The organism is Thauera sp. WH-1, from assembly GCF_047806685.1.
GTDB lineage: Bacteria > Pseudomonadota > Gammaproteobacteria > Burkholderiales > Rhodocyclaceae > Thauera.
Genome location: NZ_JBLQGP010000001.1, coordinates 292,130 through 307,423, shown reverse-complemented (window position 1 = coordinate 307,423; position 15,294 = coordinate 292,130). Strand labels below are relative to the sequence as shown.

The 15,294-nt window shown below is 67.4% G+C and carries 16 protein-coding genes; 13 read left to right on the top strand and 3 right to left on the bottom strand.

Translation table 11 applies throughout. The annotated features are described in order from the left end of the window. The first annotated feature begins 27 nt into the window (after positions 1 to 27). The 5 genes from ACMV5O_RS01480 (at position 28) to ACMV5O_RS01460 (ending at position 4,743) form a co-directional block, all read left to right on the top strand. Positions 28 to 255 (top strand): hypothetical protein, encoded by a 228-nt coding sequence (locus ACMV5O_RS01480; RefSeq protein WP_416161797.1) that lies wholly within the window; start codon positions 28 to 30, stop codon positions 253 to 255. Positions 256 to 607: 352 nt separating this feature from the next. Then, positions 608 to 1,657, top strand: coding sequence for a cytochrome c oxidase subunit II (gene coxB / locus ACMV5O_RS01475; RefSeq protein ID WP_416161796.1), 1,050 nt, complete (start codon positions 608 to 610; stop codon positions 1,655 to 1,657). Positions 1,658 to 1,660: 3 nt separating this feature from the next. Further along, positions 1,661 to 3,259 carry a cytochrome c oxidase subunit I gene (gene ctaD / locus ACMV5O_RS01470; protein ID WP_416161795.1) on the top strand — a complete coding sequence of 533 codons (1,599 nt, stop codon included), beginning with the start codon at positions 1,661 to 1,663 and terminating at the stop codon, positions 3,257 to 3,259. A 25-nt stretch (positions 3,260 to 3,284) separates the two neighbouring features. Further along, a complete protein-coding gene (locus ACMV5O_RS01465) occupies positions 3,285 to 3,809 on the top strand; it encodes a cytochrome c oxidase assembly protein (RefSeq protein ID WP_416161794.1) in 525 nt (174 codons plus the stop codon). Positions 3,810 to 3,870: 61 nt separating this feature from the next. Then, entirely contained in the window at positions 3,871 to 4,743 is an 873-nt protein-coding gene (locus ACMV5O_RS01460; RefSeq protein WP_416161793.1) for a cytochrome c oxidase subunit 3, read from the top strand. Between the two features lie 26 nt (positions 4,744 to 4,769). Here ACMV5O_RS01460 and ACMV5O_RS01455 read toward each other — a convergent pair whose 3' ends face one another. Further along, on the bottom strand, positions 4,770 to 4,979 hold the full coding sequence (locus ACMV5O_RS01455) for a DUF2909 domain-containing protein (protein WP_416161792.1): 210 nt from the start codon (positions 4,977 to 4,979) through the stop codon (positions 4,770 to 4,772). Between the two features lie 23 nt (positions 4,980 to 5,002). On the opposite strand from ACMV5O_RS01455, the gene ACMV5O_RS01450 reads away from it, so the two are divergent. From ACMV5O_RS01450 to ACMV5O_RS01430, 5 genes are all read left to right on the top strand, one after another. Then, positions 5,003 to 5,764, top strand: a complete 762-nt coding sequence (locus ACMV5O_RS01450) for an SURF1 family protein (protein ID WP_416161791.1) — start codon at positions 5,003 to 5,005, stop codon at positions 5,762 to 5,764. Then, complete coding sequence (locus ACMV5O_RS01445) at positions 5,751 to 6,308, top strand: hypothetical protein (protein WP_416161790.1); 558 nt, start codon at positions 5,751 to 5,753, stop codon at positions 6,306 to 6,308. The genes ACMV5O_RS01450 and ACMV5O_RS01445 overlap by 14 nt, the downstream gene beginning before the upstream one ends. Further along, positions 6,305 to 7,390: a COX15/CtaA family protein gene (locus ACMV5O_RS01440; RefSeq protein WP_416161789.1), complete on the top strand. Its 1,086-nt coding sequence runs from the start codon at positions 6,305 to 6,307 to the stop codon at positions 7,388 to 7,390. Before ACMV5O_RS01445 ends, ACMV5O_RS01440 begins: the two co-directional genes overlap by 4 nt. 74 nt (positions 7,391 to 7,464) lie before the next feature. Continuing rightward, a complete protein-coding gene (gene cyoE, locus ACMV5O_RS01435; protein ID WP_416161788.1) occupies positions 7,465 to 8,376 on the top strand; it encodes a heme o synthase in 912 nt (303 codons plus the stop codon). Between the two features lie 250 nt (positions 8,377 to 8,626). Continuing rightward, complete coding sequence (locus tag ACMV5O_RS01430; RefSeq protein ID WP_416161787.1) at positions 8,627 to 9,466, top strand: VWA domain-containing protein; 840 nt, start codon at positions 8,627 to 8,629, stop codon at positions 9,464 to 9,466. Positions 9,467 to 9,583: 117 nt separating this feature from the next. Here ACMV5O_RS01430 and recQ read toward each other — a convergent pair whose 3' ends face one another. Next, positions 9,584 to 11,434 carry a DNA helicase RecQ gene (gene recQ / locus ACMV5O_RS01425; protein WP_416161786.1) on the bottom strand — a complete coding sequence of 617 codons (1,851 nt, stop codon included), beginning with the start codon at positions 11,432 to 11,434 and terminating at the stop codon, positions 9,584 to 9,586. Between the two features lie 239 nt (positions 11,435 to 11,673). On the opposite strand from recQ, the gene ACMV5O_RS01420 reads away from it, so the two are divergent. After that, positions 11,674 to 12,588, top strand: coding sequence for a MerR family transcriptional regulator (locus tag ACMV5O_RS01420; protein WP_416161785.1), 915 nt, complete (start codon positions 11,674 to 11,676; stop codon positions 12,586 to 12,588). A gap of 71 nt (positions 12,589 to 12,659) precedes the next feature. Here ACMV5O_RS01420 and ACMV5O_RS01415 read toward each other — a convergent pair whose 3' ends face one another. Further along, on the bottom strand, positions 12,660 to 14,345 hold the full coding sequence (locus ACMV5O_RS01415; protein ID WP_416161945.1) for a Na/Pi cotransporter family protein: 1,686 nt from the start codon (positions 14,343 to 14,345) through the stop codon (positions 12,660 to 12,662). Positions 14,346 to 14,546: 201 nt separating this feature from the next. Between ACMV5O_RS01415 and ACMV5O_RS01410 the strand changes: the two genes are divergently transcribed. Together ACMV5O_RS01410 and ACMV5O_RS01405 are read left to right on the top strand one after the other, a co-directional pair. Next, positions 14,547 to 14,789, top strand: coding sequence for a hypothetical protein (locus ACMV5O_RS01410; RefSeq protein WP_416161784.1), 243 nt, complete (start codon positions 14,547 to 14,549; stop codon positions 14,787 to 14,789). Beyond that, positions 14,786 to 15,292: a GTP cyclohydrolase I FolE2 gene (locus tag ACMV5O_RS01405; RefSeq protein WP_416161783.1), complete on the top strand. Its 507-nt coding sequence runs from the start codon at positions 14,786 to 14,788 to the stop codon at positions 15,290 to 15,292. Before ACMV5O_RS01410 ends, ACMV5O_RS01405 begins: the two co-directional genes overlap by 4 nt. Positions 15,293 to 15,294: the final 2 nt, after the last annotated feature.

Genomic DNA, 15,294 nt, shown 5'->3' with positions numbered 1-15,294 from the left:
GCATCGACAAGCTGTCCGCAGCTTCTCATGAGAACGAATGCCGTCGTCCCGCTTTCGGTCCCGCCTCGTGAAGTGGATCACGTCGATGCCTGTCGCCTCGATGCTAGGGCTTGCGCCAGTTTCATCCGTTTGGCATTGATTGGCCATGCCAGAGCGGCATTCGTGTCGGGAATCATCGACAGCGATGTAAGAAATTCCGACGTTTTTGCTGAAGTCGATCGTCTTCGCTGGCGCCGACGAGAAGTGCCGGGCTGAATCCTTCAGCGCATCAAGGAAACCCCCAATTGACCACGGGTCCTTGTTTTTGGGCTTTTTCTCGACTTGGACTAATTCTTCTTCAGGTTCTCGCTGATTCTTGCGTTTCCTGATTCCCCGCTTATAGTGAATCGTCAGGTCGCGCGCACGACGCGTCCGGCAAGGGCTTCGCAGCTTGCAGCAGACCTCCGCTTACAGGGTCGCCGGGACCCCGCAAACGATAAATAGGAGTCGTGCAGTGAGACACCACATCCTGGGCATGTTGTATTCGGCAAGGTATTCGCGGTTCTGTCTTGGTGGTCTGTTTCTGTTGTTGAGTCAGGCGGTATTTGCCCAGGAGAGCAGATACAACATGACGCGTGGCGTGACCGAGATCAGCCAGCGCGTGTACGGCCTGCACATGACGATCTTCTACATCTGCGTGGTGATCGCCATCATCGTGTTCGGGCTGATGTTCTGGTCCATCGTGCGCCACCGCAAGTCGGCCGGCGCCGTGCCCGCCCAGTTCCACGGCAGCATGAAGATCGAGTTGCTGTGGACCGCGATCCCGGTGGTCATCCTCGTCGTCATGGCCATCCCCGCCACCCAGGCCCTGATCGCGATGGAGGATGCCTCCGAGTCCGATCTCACCGTGCTGGTCACCGGCTCGCAGTGGAAGTGGCACTACAAGTACCTCGACTACCCGATCGAGTACTTCTCGGTGCTCGCCACCCCACGCGCGCAGATCGCCAACGAGGCGGAAAAGGATCCGCTCTACCTGCTCGAGGTGGACAAGCCGCTGGTGATCCCCACCGGCAAGAAGGTGCGCTTCCTGCTCACCGCCGACGACGTGATCCACTCCTGGTGGGTGCCGGCCTTCGCGATCAAGAAGGATGCGATCCCGGGCTTCATCAACGAGACCTGGACGCGGGTCGACAAGCCCGGCCTCTATCACGGCAAGTGCGCCGAGCTGTGCGGGCGCGACCACGGCTTCATGCCGATTGCGGTCGAGGTCAAGAGCGAGGCCGACTTCGAGGCCTGGGCGGCCGAGCAGGTCGCGCTGCAGGAGGCGGCGCGGGCGGCCGATGCGGCGGCGGCGCCGATGAGCATGGAAGAGCTGATGGCGCTCGGCGAGAAGGTCTACGGCACGGCCTGCGCGGTGTGCCACCAGCCGTCCGGCGAGGGCTTGCCCGGCGTGTTCCCCGGCCTCAAGGGCAGCGCGATGGTCACCACCGACATCCCCGCCCACATCCACATCGTCGTCTTCGGCAAGGCCGGCACGGCGATGCAGGCCTTCGGCCGCCAGTTGAGCAGCAGCGAGCTGGCCGCGGTGATCACCTACGAGCGCAATGCCTGGGGCAACAACACCGGCGACATGGTGCAGCCGGCCGATGTGGCAGCCGCCATCCAGAAAGGGGAGTGAGCAATGAGCACAGAACACACCGGCGCGCTGCACCCCGGCCAGCACCTGGAGCACGAGCACAAGCCGCGCGGCATCACGCGCTGGCTGTACAGCACCAACCACAAGGACATCGGCACGCTCTACCTGCTGTTCTCACTGGCGATGCTGTTCATCGGCGGCAGCCTGGCGATGGTGATCCGCGCCGAGCTGTTCCAGCCCGGGCTGCAGTTCGTCGATCCGCACTTCTTCAACCAGATGACCACCGTGCATGGCCTGGTGATGGTGTTCGGCGCGGTGATGCCCGCCTTCGTCGGCCTGGCCAACTGGATGGTGCCGCTGATGATCGGTGCGCCCGACATGGCGTTGCCGCGGGTCAATAACTGGAGCTTCTGGATCCTGCCCTGCGCCTTCACCATCCTGCTGTCCACGCTGTTCATGGAGGGCGGCGCGCCGGCGGCCGGGTGGACCTTCTACGCGCCGCTGTCGACCACCTACAGCAGCGACTCCACCGCCTTCTTCGTGCTGTCGGTGCATCTGATGGGCGTGTCCTCGATCATGGGGGCGATCAACATCATCGTCACCATCTTCAACATGCGCGCACCGGGCATGAGCTGGATGAAGCTGCCGCTCTTCGTGTGGACCTGGCTCATCACCGCCTTCCTGCTCATCGCGGTGATGCCGGTGCTGGCCGGGGTGGTGACCATGGTGCTGACCGACAAGTACTTCGGCACCAGTTTCTTCGATGCGGCCGGCGGCGGCGACCCGGTGATGTTCCAGCACATCTTCTGGTTCTTCGGCCACCCCGAGGTCTACATCATGATCCTGCCGGCCTTCGGCATCGTCTCGGCGATCATCCCGACCTTCGCGCGCAAGCCGCTGTTCGGCTACGAGTCGATGGTGGTGGCCACCGCCAGCATCGCCATCCTGTCCTTCCTGGTGTGGGGTCACCACATGTTCACGGTGGGCATGCCGGTGGCGGCCGAGCTGTTCTTCATGTACGCCACCATGCTGATCGCCGTGCCCACCGGGGTGAAGGTGTTCAACTGGGTGGCGACCATGTGGCGTGGCTCGATGACCTTCGAGGTGCCGATGATGTTCGCGCTCGCCTTCATCGTGCTGTTCACCATCGGCGGGCTGTCCGGGCTGATGCTGGCGATCACGCCGGCCGACTTCCAGTACCAGGACACCTACTTCGTCGTCGCCCACTTCCACTACGTGCTGGTGACCGGCGCGGTGTTCGGCATCATCGCCGGCGTCTACTACTGGCTGCCCAAATGGACCGGCGTGATGTACAGCGAGCGCCTGGCCCAGACCCACTTCTGGTGCTCGCTGGTGTCGGTCAACATCCTGTTCTTCCCGATGCACTTCGTCGGCCTGGCCGGCATGCCGCGGCGCATTCCCGACTACGCGCTGCAGTTCGCCGACCTGAATGCCTTGATGAGCATCGGCGGCCTGCTGTTCGGCCTGTCGCAACTGCTCTTCGTGTGGGGCGTGGTGCGCAGCATGCGCGGCATTGGCGAGAAGGCGAGCGATCGGGTGTGGGAAGGCGCGCACGGGTTGGAGTGGGAGATCCCGTCGCCGGCGCCCTACCACACTTTCGATACGCCGCCGGTCGTCAAGTAGGCGTGCGGCGCCAGGAGGAAGGGTCATGACGAGCAATGCAGGCCTGGTGCGCCGGCTGCTGCTGGTGTGCGTCGCGATGTTCGGCTTCGGCTTCGCGATGGTGCCGCTGTACGACGTGTTCTGCCGCATCACCGGCATCAACGGCAAGACTGAGAACGTGGCCGCGGCGAAGCCCGCCGGCATCGACCTGTCGCGCGAGGTCAGCGTCGACTTCCTCGCGCGCAGCGATGCCGACATGCCGTGGACCTTCGTGCCGCTCACCAAGCGCGTGCGCATCCACCCGGGCGATCTGCAGGTCGTCGAGTTCCAGGTCCACAACCTGAGCGGCGAGGCCGTGGTCGCGACCGCCGTGCCCTCGGTTTCGCCGGGCGAGGCGGCGCGCTACTTCAAGAAGATCGAATGCTTCTGCTTCGAGGAGCAGGCCCTGGCGGCCGGCGAGACGCGGTCCATGCCGGTGCAGTTCTACATCGATCCCGAGTTGCCCGAACGCTTCAAGAACATGACTTTGTCTTACCGCCTGTACAAGAGCACCCATACCGCCAGCCGCTGAAAAGCCCGCAGCCACGACGGCTCGCGCGCACCGCAGCCCACGCACCCACGGAGGGATGAGCATGAGCACCACGCACGAGAGGTATTACGTGCCGCACGACAGCGGCTGGCCGATCTTCGGCGCGCTGGCGCTGCTGCTGATCGGCTATGGCGCGGCGTCCTGGCTGACGCAGGCCCATGGGAGCGGCGGCTTCTACATCTTCTGGGCCGGCATCGCGCTGCTGGTGGTGATGCTGTTCGGCTGGTTCGGCACCGTCATCCGCGAATCGACCAGCGGCCTTTACAGCGACCAGCTCGACCGTTCCTTCCGCCAGTGCATGGCCTGGTTCATCTTCTCCGAGGTGATGTTCTTCCTCGCCTTCTTCGGCGCGCTGTTCTATGCGCGCGTGCTGGCCGTGCCCTGGCTCGGCGGCGCCGGCAACAACGCGATGACCGGCGAGCTGTTATGGCCGCAGTTCGACGCGGTGTGGCCGCTGCTGAAGACGCCCGGCGGCACCGAGACCCAGCACATGCCGTGGTCGGGCATCCCGCTCATCAACACGCTGATCCTGCTCGCCTCATCGGTGACGCTGCAGGTCGCCCACACCGCCATCGAGCACAACAATCGCGCGCGCCTGAAGCTCTTCCTCGGGCTCACCATCGTGCTCGGCGTGGTCTTCCTCGGCTTCCAGGTCTACGAGTACGTGCACGCCTACCGCGACCTCGGCCTGCGCCTGGACTCGGGCATCTACGGCAACACCTTCTTTCTGCTCACCGGCTTCCACGGCCTGCACGTCACCATCGGCGCCATCCTGCTGCTGGTGATCTGGCTGCGCATCGTGATCAAGGACCACTTCACCGCCGACAAGCACTTCGGGTTCCAGGCCGCGGCCTGGTACTGGCACTTCGTCGACGTGGTGTGGCTGAACCTGTTCATCTTCGTCTACGTGCTCTGACCGGGGCGCGGATGGCGGGGCGGCGTTCAGTAGGGGCGGGGATTGGGCGTCAGCACGCCGGTGGCGAGCAGCACGATGAGCAGCGCCATCACCGCCACCGAGAAATAAACCCGGCGGCCCAGATAGCGCGACATGCGGGTGTGCGAGCCGTCGTTCTTCAGCATCACGTAGAGCGCCTGGAACAGGCTGACGATCACCACGGCGAGCAGGATGACGAGCAGGATCTTGATGAACATGGCGAGGCTCCGGCGGGATGGCGATGAAGATTACCGCCTTCCGGCGCTGCTGGGTCATTCGCTGGCACTGGGCCCTGATCAGCCTGGTGGCGAGCGCGCTGCTGGCGAGCCTGTCGCTGTGGCAGCTGCAGCGCGCGACCGAGAAGACGCAGACGCTGGCGCGCATCGCAGCCTGGCAGGAGCAGGGCGCGGTCGGTCTGGCGCGGCTGGCGCAACTGCTGCAGGCCGGCGATGGGGGGGGCGCGGTCGACGGCCTGCAGCTCGACTTCGAGGCGCGCTGGCTGGCGCCGGCCGTCTGGCTGATCGACAACCGCATCGTCGATGGCCGGGCGGGCTACGACGTGCTGATTGCGGTCGGCGATCGCAGCGACCCGCGCGCCGCGGGGCTGGCCGTGCTGCTCAACCTTGGCTGGGTCGAGGCGCCCGCCGCGCGCGACGCCCTGCCGCTGCCGCCCATCCCGGCGCAACTGCGCGTGCAGGGCGTCTTCCGCACCGAGCTCGGCGGCCTGCTGCTCGGCACCAACCTCGAGAACCGCGGCAGCTGGCCGATGCGCATCCAGCAGGTCGATGTCGACGCGCTGGCCCCGTTCGTGTCGGTGCCGCTGGTGCGCGGCGTGGTGCATCAGCAGCAGGGCTCGCCTTTCCACATCCACTACCAGCCGGTGGTGCTGCCGGCCGAGCGCCATCGCGCCTATGCCCTGCAGTGGGCACTGCTGGCGCTGGCGGTGATCGTCGTCGCGCTGGCGGCCAGCCAGCACAAGGAGCGTCCGCATGAGCAGCCGTAAGTTCATGGCCCTGTTCCTGCTTTGTGCCTTGCTGCCGCTGGCCGCGGCCTGGCTGGCGCTCGAGCAGGGCTGGTTCGCCGGCCACGCCACCAATCGCGGCCAATGGCTGGACCACGAGGTACAGGTGCTGCCGGCGGCGCCAGCGGCCGATGCCCACTGGCGCCTCGCCTACGTGCAGCCGCGCGATTGCGATGCCGCCTGCGAGGCCGCCTCTGAGTCGGCCCTGCACATCCTGCAGCAACTGCATGCCGGCCTCGGCCGCAAGCAGGAGCAGGTGCGCCCGGTGATGGTCGCCACCGCCAGTCCGACGGTGCTCGAGCGCTTTCCGAGCGTGCGCTGGGAGGCGGGCGCGGCCGGCGCGGGTGGGCAGGTGGCCGCACTCGCCGATGCGGCCCTCACGCGCCACATCGTGCTCATCAATCGCGAGGGCCTGGCCTTGCTGCGCTATGCGGTGGACGGCGACCCCGCGCACGCGGTGCAGGTCGCCACCGACATCCGCAGCGACCTGCTGCGTCTGCTCAACTACGACAGGAGCGGGGTATGAGGCGCTTCACCTGGCTGGTCAATCTCACCCTGGTGCTGACCCTGATGGTGATCGCGCTCGGCGCCTACACCCGGCTCACCGACGCCGGCCTCGGCTGTCCCGACTGGCCGGGCTGCTATGGCCGCCTCACGCCGCCGATGAAGGATGTTCACATCGAGGCCGTGCAGGCGCGCTTCCCCGACGCCCAGGTCGATCCCTTCAAGGCCCGCAACGAGATGGTGCACCGCTACATCGCCGGCCTGCTCGGCCTGTGCGTGCTGGCAATCTTCGTTGTCGCCCAGCGCCTGCGCCGCGCCCGAGGCCTGAGCAGCGTGCTGTTGGCGCTGGTGCTGTTCCAGGCCGCGCTCGGCATGTGGACGGTGACGATGAACCTGATGCCGGTGGTGGTGGTGGCGCATCTGCTGGGCGGCTTCGCGCTGCTGTCCCTGCTCGCGCTGCTGCGCGTCGAACTCGGTCGGGCACCGGTGGCGGAGGGGGGGGCGTCGGCACGAGCGGTGGCCGAGCCTGTGCCGGTCGCACTGCCGACGGCAGAGCCCCGACTCGGCGCGCTGTTTCCCTTCGCCTGCGTCGCATTCGGCGTGGCGCTGGCGCAGATCGCGCTCGGCGGCTGGACCTCGGCCAACTATGCGGCGCTCGTGTGCCATCAACTGCCGCTGTGCGAGAGCGGCTGGACCTCGCATTTCTCGCTGCGCGCCGCTTTCAGCCTGCCGCTCGGCCACGAGACCTACGAGTTCGGCGTGCTCGAGTACGAAGCCCGCATGAGCATCCATGTGCTGCACCGCCTCGGCGCGCTGCTCGCGCTGCTGGTGATCGGCAGCTTCGCCCTGCTGTGCTGGCGGTGGGCCCGGGCGCGCGCCGTGCGCGGCCTAGCGCTGGCGCTCGCCGGCCTGCTGGCGTTGCAGGTGACGCTGGGCCTGGTCAACGTCATCGCCCAGGTGCCCTTGGCCAATGCGGTGGCGCACAACGTGGTGGGCGCCTGCCTGCTCGCGGTGCTGGGGGTGCTGGTGCGCCAGATCCAGTTGCGACGTGTGGCGCCGAGGGCGGCGGCGAGCGCGCCGGCACGGCTCGCTGCGCAGCGCTGACCCCGGTCCGGCGCGGCGGGCGAGGGACGGGCCGAGGGGGAGCGACGAAGATGAGAACGAACGGGGAGACGAGCATGGACGGCAGCAAGCGCGACGGCGTGGCGATCGGTGCGTGTGCAGACTTGGCGGGCAGCGCGCGCGCCTTCTACCAGCTCACCAAGCCCAGGGTGGTGGCCCTGCTGGTGCTCACCGCCTGGGTGGGCATGATGCTGGCGAGCGAAGGCGTACCCGACCTTGGTCTGATCCTGGTGGCCAGCCTGGGCATCGCCATGGTGTCGGGCGCGGCGGCCGCCTTCAATCATGTGCTCGACCAGAAGATCGACGCCCGCATGGCCCGCACCCGCCTGCGTCCCCTGCCCGATGGGCGCCTGAGCAGCGCGCAGGCGCTCAGCTTTGCCTTCACCCTGGCGGCCTCGGGCTTCGTGCTGCTGCTGGTGGCGGTCAATGCCCTCACCGCAGTGCTGACGCTCGCCGGGCTGTTCGGCTATGCAGTGATCTACACCGTGCTGCTGAAGCGGGCCACGCCGCAGAACATCGTGATTGGCGGGGTGGCGGGCGCGCTGCCGCCGGTGCTGGGCTGGGCGGCGGTGACCGGCACGGTGAGCGCCGAGGCCTGGCTGCTGATGATGATCATCTTCACGTGGACGCCGCCGCACTTCTGGGCGCTCGCCATCCACCGGGTGGAGGACTATGCGCGCGCCGGCATCCCGATGCTGCCGGTCACCCACGGCATCGACTTCACCAAGACGTTGGTGCTGCTCTATACCTGCCTGCTGCTGGCGGTGTGTCTGCTGCCCTATCTGGTGGGCATGAGCGGGGGGCTCTACCTGGCGGGCAGCCTGGTGCTGAACCTGCAGTTCCTGCGCCATGCCTGGCGGCTCAAGTTCGCCGCGCGACCGGACACGGCGATCCGCACTTTCCGCTTCTCGATCACCCACCTGATGCTGCTGTTCCTGCTGCTGCTGGTGGATCACTACGTAGCGTGACGGGCAATCCGGACACCTCAATGGGGCAAACCGAGAGTCCGGCAGACGGGCGTTGAAGGGTGGCTATTGCGCGTAGACGCCGTGCCGCAAGCTGTCGAGAATTCTTACATTTTTAATCCTGATGGCGACCAATTTTTCCATAAGGCATTAATAAAAAAACAAAAAAATAGATTGGCCTGAGTCTTGCTTAACTTGATCGTGCCAGTCGCCGATCCGGTGCGAATTGGCCACCAAGACTCAGGAGAGAAACATGAAATTGAAGAAACTCGTCGCTGCAACTGCGGTTGCGGTGCTCTCGGTTGGTTTTGGTGCCGCAGCCAATGCGGCACTGATCAAGACCGACATCATCATGATCGTGGATGAGTCGGGGTCGATGGGGAATGTGCAGGCGAACTTGCGGAACAACATTGGTCAGTTCGCGTCGATTCTCTCTGCTGGGGGTATCGATGCTCGCTATGGCCTGGTCGGCTACGGCAGCTCGACTGTTGCTCCGCGCATGTTGACGGATCTGACGGACTCCGCTTCGTTCGCGATCGCAGCGCAGGGCTTGCTGATTAACGGTGGGACAGAGCCCGGCTACACCGCGACCGCCTTTGCGCTCAACGAACTGGACAACCAGGCCTCGCTGTTCAGCTATCGTGGCGATTCGGTCAAGAATCTCATCATTTTCACTGACGAACCACATAACGGCACTTCGCTGTCTTACGGCACGGTGGGTGGAGTCACGGTGAGCTATTCGATCATCGATGACTTGCTCACGGACAACAATGCGCTGTTCAATGCCGTTCTCAGGGGCACGAGTACGATCAATTCGTACGGGCCACTTGCGGCCGGCCATGGCGGTAACGTCTACGATCTCAATGGCCTGAACACGACCGACCAGCAGGTCGTTTCCGACTTCGTGGATGATTTTGCGGCATCCAAGCTGCAGGAGATTCTCGATTTCTGCACCTTGAACCCGAACGATCCGGCTTGCCAGGGCGGCACGGTGCCTGAGCCCACCAGCCTCGCCTTGCTTGGTCTGGGCATGTTCGGCCTGGCCGCCATGCGCCGTCGTCGCGACGAAGGTATGCTGCAGGCTGCCGCCTGAGGCACTTCGGAAACTTCGATGTGAATCAAGAGGGTGCCCCCTTGGCCGCCCTCCAGATCCGGCCCTCTCCGCTGCGCGGGGCGGGCCGGTGTTCTTTGGAAGGCGGCGCGCGTCGACTCAGCGGGCCTCGCCCACGATCTCCAGGATCGCCGCGCCGTAGTGCTCCAGCTTGCGGTCGCCGACGCCGCTGATGCCGGCGAGTTCGGCCAGGGTCTGCGGCCGGGTGATGGCGATCTCGCGCAGGGTGGCGTCCTGGAACACGACGTAGGCGGGCACGTTGCGTTCCTTGGCGGTAGCAAAGCGCCAGGCGCGCAGGCGGTCGAACAGGGTGGTGGGGATGCCGTCCGGGATGTCCAGCGGCGCCGCGCTGCGGCGCCTGGCGCGGCTGCGGCTGCGTTCGCGCTCGAGGCGCAGGTGGAATTCGGCCTCGCCGCGCAGCAGCGGGCGGGCGGCGTCGGTCAGGCGCAGCGCGTTGTAACGCTCGTGGTCGACGGCGACAAACTCGCGTGCGACCAGCTGACGGAAGATCGTACGCCAGCGCTTGTCGTCGAGCTCGCTGCCGATGCCGAAGGTGGTGATGTCCTGATGCTTGCGCTCGATCACCTTGTCCGTGAGCTCGCCGCGCAGCACGTCGATCAGGTGGCCGGCGCCGTAGCGCTGGCCGGTGCGGTACACGCAGCTCAAGGCCTTGCGCGCGGCCTCGGTGGCGTCCCAGGTCTGCGGTGGGTTGAGGCAGTTGTCGCAGTTGCCGCAGGGGGCGGAGTCCTCGCCGAAGTAGGCGAGCAGGTGCTGGCGGCGGCAGGTGGTGGCCTCGACGAGGCCGACCAGCACGTCGAGCCGGTTGCGCGCCAGGCGCTTGAACTCCTCGCTCGCTTCGGACTCGTCGATCATGCGCCGCTGCTGCACCACGTCCTGCGCGCCCCAGGCCATCCACGCCTGCGCCGGCAGGCCATCGCGGCCGGCGCGACCGGTCTCCTGGTAGTAGCCCTCGATCGAGCGCGGCAGGTCCAGATGCGCGACGAAGCGCACGTCGGGCTTGTCGATGCCCATGCCGAAGGCGATCGTCGCCACCATGATCAGGCCGTCCTCGCGCAGGAAGCGCGTCTGGTGCTCGGCGCGCATCTCCTGCGTCATGCCCGCGTGGTAGGGCAGGGCGTTCAGGCCCTGTTCCTGCAGCCAGGCGGCGGTTTCCTCCACCTTGCGCCGTGACAGGCAATACACGATGCCGGCTTCCGATGGGCATTCCTCGCGGATGAAGGCGAGCAGCTGGCGGCGCGGGTCGTCCTTGTCGACGATGGTGTAGCGGATGTTGGGGCGGTCGAAACTGGCGACGAAGCGGCGCGCGTGCTGCAGGTTGAGGCGCTCGGCGATCTCCTCGCGGGTCTGGCGGTCGGCGGTGGCGGTGAGCGCGATGCGCGGGATGGCCGGGTAGCGCTCGGGCAGGATGGAGAGCTGCAGGTACTCGGGCCGGAAGTCGTGCCCCCACTGCGACACGCAGTGCGCCTCGTCGATCGCGAACAGCGCCAGCCGGCCGGTGTCGCGCAGGTGGTCGAGCTGGTCGAGGAAGCGGGGCGTCATCAGCCGCTCGGGGGCGACGTAGAGCAACTCGAGCGCACCGTCCCACAGCGCGCGTTCCACCGCGCGGGCGCGCTCGGCATCCAGGCTGGAGTTGAGGAAGGCGGCGTTCACGCCGGCCTCGACCAGCGCGCTGACCTGATCCTGCATCAAGGCGATCAGCGGCGACACCACGATCGCGGTGCCGTGGCGCAGCAGCGCCGGGATCTGGTAGCACAGCGACTTGCCGCCGCCGGTGGGCATCAGCACCAGGGCGTCGCCGCCCGCGGCGACATGCTCGACGATGGCCTGCTGTTCGCCGCGGAAGGCGGCATAGCCGAACACGTGCTCGAGCACCCGCAGCGCCTCGCCTGAGTCGTTCGGCGCGGCCTGCGCCTGGTCGTAGTCGGGCATGGGGGGCGTAAGTTGGGAGGCGGCACACATGGCGGCCATTTTACCGTTCCCGCAGGTTGCGCAGGGCGGTGGTTTGGCGCGAGGCGGTCGCCGGGGAGGGCGTGCATGCCTGGACAGAATCTTCGTTTGTCGTGGACAAACTGAGTTCGGCTGCCTACTATTCGCGCAAGTCCGCACTTCGACCGCCCGGCTCGAAGCTGCGCCCTCACTCCTGTTCCCCAAAGCCCGTGCCGACTGCCATGACCGACGCCGCCCGCTTCGAAGCCGCCTCCAGCATCGCCGCCGTCGAACGCGACACCGGGCTGCCGAAGGACACCTTGCGCGTGTGGGAACGCCGCTACGGCTTTCCCGCCCCGGCGCGCGATGCCAACGGCGAGCGCCTGTACCCGCCCGAGCAGGTCGAGAAGCTGCGTCTGATCCGCCGCCTCATCGACCACGGCCGGCGGCCGGCGGGCATCGTCGGCGCGAGCAGCGAGGAGTTGTCACGCATGCTCGAGGACTGCCTGTGTGCGGGCGAGGGCGCCGCGGCCGCGCGCGACGACAGCCTGCTGCAGCTGGTGCGCCTGCATCGCAGCCTGGAGCTCAACGCCGCCCTGCGTCAGGCGCTGATGAAGCAGGGCCTGCAGCGCTTCGTCGCCGATACCGTGGCGCCGCTCGCGACCGCGGTGGGCGAGGCCTGGATGCGCGGCGAGGTGGACGTGCCCGAGGAGCATCTGTTCACCGAGCAGGTGCAGAACGTGCTGCGCAGCGCGATCAGCGCGCATGCGGTCGCCGGCGCCCGCCCGCGCGTGCTGCTCACCACTTTTCCCGAGGAAGAGCACATCCTCGGCCTGCTGATGGCCGAGGCCATGCTCGTGCCCGAGGGCGCGAGCTGCCTGTCGCTCGGCACGCGCACGCCGCTGGCGGACATCCGCACTGCGGCGGTGGAGGGCGGCTTCGATATCGTCGGCCTGTCCTTCAGCATCGCCTATCCGGCACGCCAGGCCATCGACGGCCTGCTCGAGCTGCGCGCCAGCCTGCCGCCCGCCGTGGGCATCTGGGCGGGCGGCGCGGCGGTGCGCGACAAGCACAAGCGGCTGCCGGGCATCCGCGTGGTGGGGGACCTCGACGACACCCTCGTCGCCCTGCAGGAGTGGCGCGCCGCCCACGCCTGAACCCGGCGCCGGCGTGCAGCCGCGTCGCGCTCAGCGGGCTTGGTCGGGGCAGGGATGACCCGTGGGCGCGTCTAGTGCGCGTTCTCCGTCTCGGCGCCCGGCGTCTCGGCCTCGATCGCCTGCTGCGGCGTCAGGTCGCCATCCAGCACCGCAAGCATGCGCGCGGCCTTCGCCACCTGTTCGACCGCGCGCCGCTCCAGGCTCGCCAGCCGCAGCCAGTCCTGCATGCTGCGGATGTCGATGCGGGCGTGGGCGCCTTCCAGCAGCAGCGCCTCCTTGAGGGCCTGGTAACAGGTCTCGGCCTCCTGCAGGCGCACCTCCACCGCCGCTGCGCTGAAGTCGTCGCGGCCGCCGTCGGCGCTGGCGGCCAGGTTTGCCGTGGCCTGGTGAAAGGCCTTCGCCGCGGCTTCGAGTTCCATGCCCGGGGGGGGGCCGAGCACGGTCGCCAGGGCGCAGGCCTGGCGCACCGCGATGACCGCGCTTTCCTGGTATTGCAGCGCGCGCAGGCTGTGCGCCAGCGCTTCCACCAGCGCGGGCGGCAGGGTGCTCGCGCTGAGTTTGCGCACGTAGTTCGAGATGGCCGGGGCGAGCGCGTCAAGCGTGCTGGCCTGGCGTTCGATCCAGGGTTCGTCCGGCGGCACCCGGCTCACCGCGGTGAGCGCGGTTACCGCGAACGACTGCGTGCGCCCCAGCTCCATGCGCAACGCGCGCAGGGCGAGGTCGGGCACGGCCAGCGAGGTGGCGTCGAGGTGGCGGGGGCGGGCGATCTCTTCTTCGCGGCTGCGGAAGCGTCCGGCCAGAAAGCGCAGCATCATGCGCGCCAGCGGGATCATCAGCAGCACGCCGAGCAGGTTGAAGGCGGTGTGGAACATCGCGATCGTCACCGCCGGCGTCGCCGGTTGCTCGAGCCATTCGCGCAGCACGCCGAGCAGCGCGATCAGCAGCGGCAGCATCAGGATTGCCACGGTGCCGGTGAGCAGGTTGAACATCACATGCGCGGCCGCCAGCCGGCGGGCGTTGGAGGTGGCGCCGATCGCCGACAGGATGGCGGTGGAGGTGGTGCCGATATTGGTGCCGATCACCATCGCGCAGGCCGCTTCGATCGACATCAGCCCGCCCTGGGCGGCGGTGATGATGACGGCGATCACCGCGCCCGAGGCCTGCATCAGCACGGTCAGCAGGGTGCCGATGCCGACCAGGACCAGCCAGCCGGTGAAGCCGGGGGCGATGTGGTCCTGCAGGTTCATCGCCGCGCCGAAGCCCGAGAAGGTGTCCTTGAGCACGTCGATGCCGAGGAACAGCACGCCGAAGCCGGCCAGCGCCTGGCCGAGCGCGCGCTGGCGCACCGTGCGCCCGGCCAGCATCAGCAGCGCGCCGACGCCGACGAAGGGCAGCGCGAAGGTGTCGATCTTGAAGCTGAAGCCCAGTGCCGCCACCAGCCAGGCGTTGAGCGTGGTGCCGACGTTGGAGCCGAAGATCACCCACATCGCGTTCTGCAGCGACAGCAGGCCGGTATTGACGAAGCCGATGCTGGCGACCGTGACCGCGGTCGAGGACTGCACCAGCGCCGTCATCGTCATGCCGGCACCGAGGCCGCGCAGCGGCGTGGCGGTGCCGCGCTCGAGCAGGCCCTCGAGCGCGCGACCGGCGGCGAGCTTGAGGCCTTCGGTCAGCATGTGCATGCCGATCAGGAACAGGCCGATGCCGCCGGCCAGGCCGGCGAAGACCGCGAAAGGGGTGAGCGCTTGGTTGTCCAGGGGAGGCTCCTCGGGAGGCGAAGGCCTGCAAGCCTAAACCCGCGGCGGCGGCTTGGGGAGGGGATCGTTGGCAGGGGCTAACAAGGGCCGAGTTGCGCTGGAGCTCAAAGGAACTTCTAGTTTGTCCTGGACAAAACATTGACAGCGGCTGCAGCCTGGCCTATCGTTCAGTCGTCACCAACGCTTGTCCAGGACACAGCCATGAATGCCACACTGCTTACGAGGCGCGCCGGCATGCTTTTCGCTGTTGCGGCAGCCGCCACATTCCCGATCCATGCAGGTTCCGCCGCGCAGGTTGAAGCGGCGCAAGGCAAGCCGGTGGTGCAGGCGCCCGACTTCGTCGTGGACACGCATGCAGGCGCCCCCCTTGACCTGATGCTCTTCATGCATCGCGCCGACCTGCCGCTCCGCCCCCTCCCCAGCAAGCAAAAGGACAACTCATGAACGCCCCGGAAAACTTCTTCCTGCCCGACGTCCAGTCCAGTGCCGACCATCGGGCGCTCGCCATCCAGCGCGTCGGCGTGCGCGGCCTGCGCTATCCGATGTCGATCCGTGACACCGACGGCAGCGTGCAGCACACGGTCGCCACCCTCGAGATGACGGTCGGCCTGCCCGCCGACGTCAAGGGCACGCACATGTCGCGCTTCGTCGAGCTGCTCGAGGCCGAGCGCGAGGCGCTCGATCTCGACCTGCGCGAACTGGTGCGCATGGCCGAGGAGGAAGCCTCGTGCGAGGTCTTCGGCCTGCTCAAGCGCCCGGACGAGAAGTGGGTGACCGAGCGCGCCTACGACAACCCCAAGTTCGTCGAGGACCTGGTGCGCGACATTGCCCTGCGCCTGCGCGCCGATGCCCGCATCGCGGCCTGGTCGGTGCAGTCGGAGAACTTCGAATCCATCCACAACCATTCTGCGTACGCCCTGATCGAGGGCGAGAACGCGGCGGAGTGAGA

Bases quoted from the DNA above. Each gene is read 5' to 3' on its own strand.
- ACMV5O_RS01445 (WP_416161790.1), top strand. From the start codon at position 5,751: ATGAGCAGCCGTAAGTTCATGGCCCTGTTCCTGCTTTGTGCCTTGCTG.
- ACMV5O_RS01455 (WP_416161792.1), bottom strand. From the start codon at position 4,979: ATGTTCATCAAGATCCTGCTCGTCATCCTGCTCGCCGTGGTGATCGTC.
- ACMV5O_RS01460 (WP_416161793.1), top strand. From the start codon at position 3,871: ATGAGCACCACGCACGAGAGGTATTACGTGCCGCACGACAGCGGCTGG.
- ACMV5O_RS01410 (WP_416161784.1), top strand. From the start codon at position 14,547: ATGAATGCCACACTGCTTACGAGGCGCGCCGGCATGCTTTTCGCTGTT.
- ACMV5O_RS01405 (WP_416161783.1), top strand. From the start codon at position 14,786: ATGAACGCCCCGGAAAACTTCTTCCTGCCCGACGTCCAGTCCAGTGCC.
- ACMV5O_RS01480 (WP_416161797.1), top strand. From the start codon at position 28: ATGAGAACGAATGCCGTCGTCCCGCTTTCGGTCCCGCCTCGTGAAGTG.
- ACMV5O_RS01465 (WP_416161794.1), top strand. From the start codon at position 3,285: ATGACGAGCAATGCAGGCCTGGTGCGCCGGCTGCTGCTGGTGTGCGTC.
- ACMV5O_RS01430 (WP_416161787.1), top strand. From the start codon at position 8,627: ATGAAATTGAAGAAACTCGTCGCTGCAACTGCGGTTGCGGTGCTCTCG.
- ACMV5O_RS01420 (WP_416161785.1), top strand. From the start codon at position 11,674: ATGACCGACGCCGCCCGCTTCGAAGCCGCCTCCAGCATCGCCGCCGTC.
- ctaD (WP_416161795.1), top strand. From the start codon at position 1,661: ATGAGCACAGAACACACCGGCGCGCTGCACCCCGGCCAGCACCTGGAG.
- recQ (WP_416161786.1), bottom strand. From the start codon at position 11,434: ATGCCCGACTACGACCAGGCGCAGGCCGCGCCGAACGACTCAGGCGAG.
- coxB (WP_416161796.1), top strand. From the start codon at position 608: ATGACGCGTGGCGTGACCGAGATCAGCCAGCGCGTGTACGGCCTGCAC.
- cyoE (WP_416161788.1), top strand. From the start codon at position 7,465: ATGGACGGCAGCAAGCGCGACGGCGTGGCGATCGGTGCGTGTGCAGAC.
- ACMV5O_RS01450 (WP_416161791.1), top strand. From the start codon at position 5,003: ATGAAGATTACCGCCTTCCGGCGCTGCTGGGTCATTCGCTGGCACTGG.
- ACMV5O_RS01440 (WP_416161789.1), top strand. From the start codon at position 6,305: ATGAGGCGCTTCACCTGGCTGGTCAATCTCACCCTGGTGCTGACCCTG.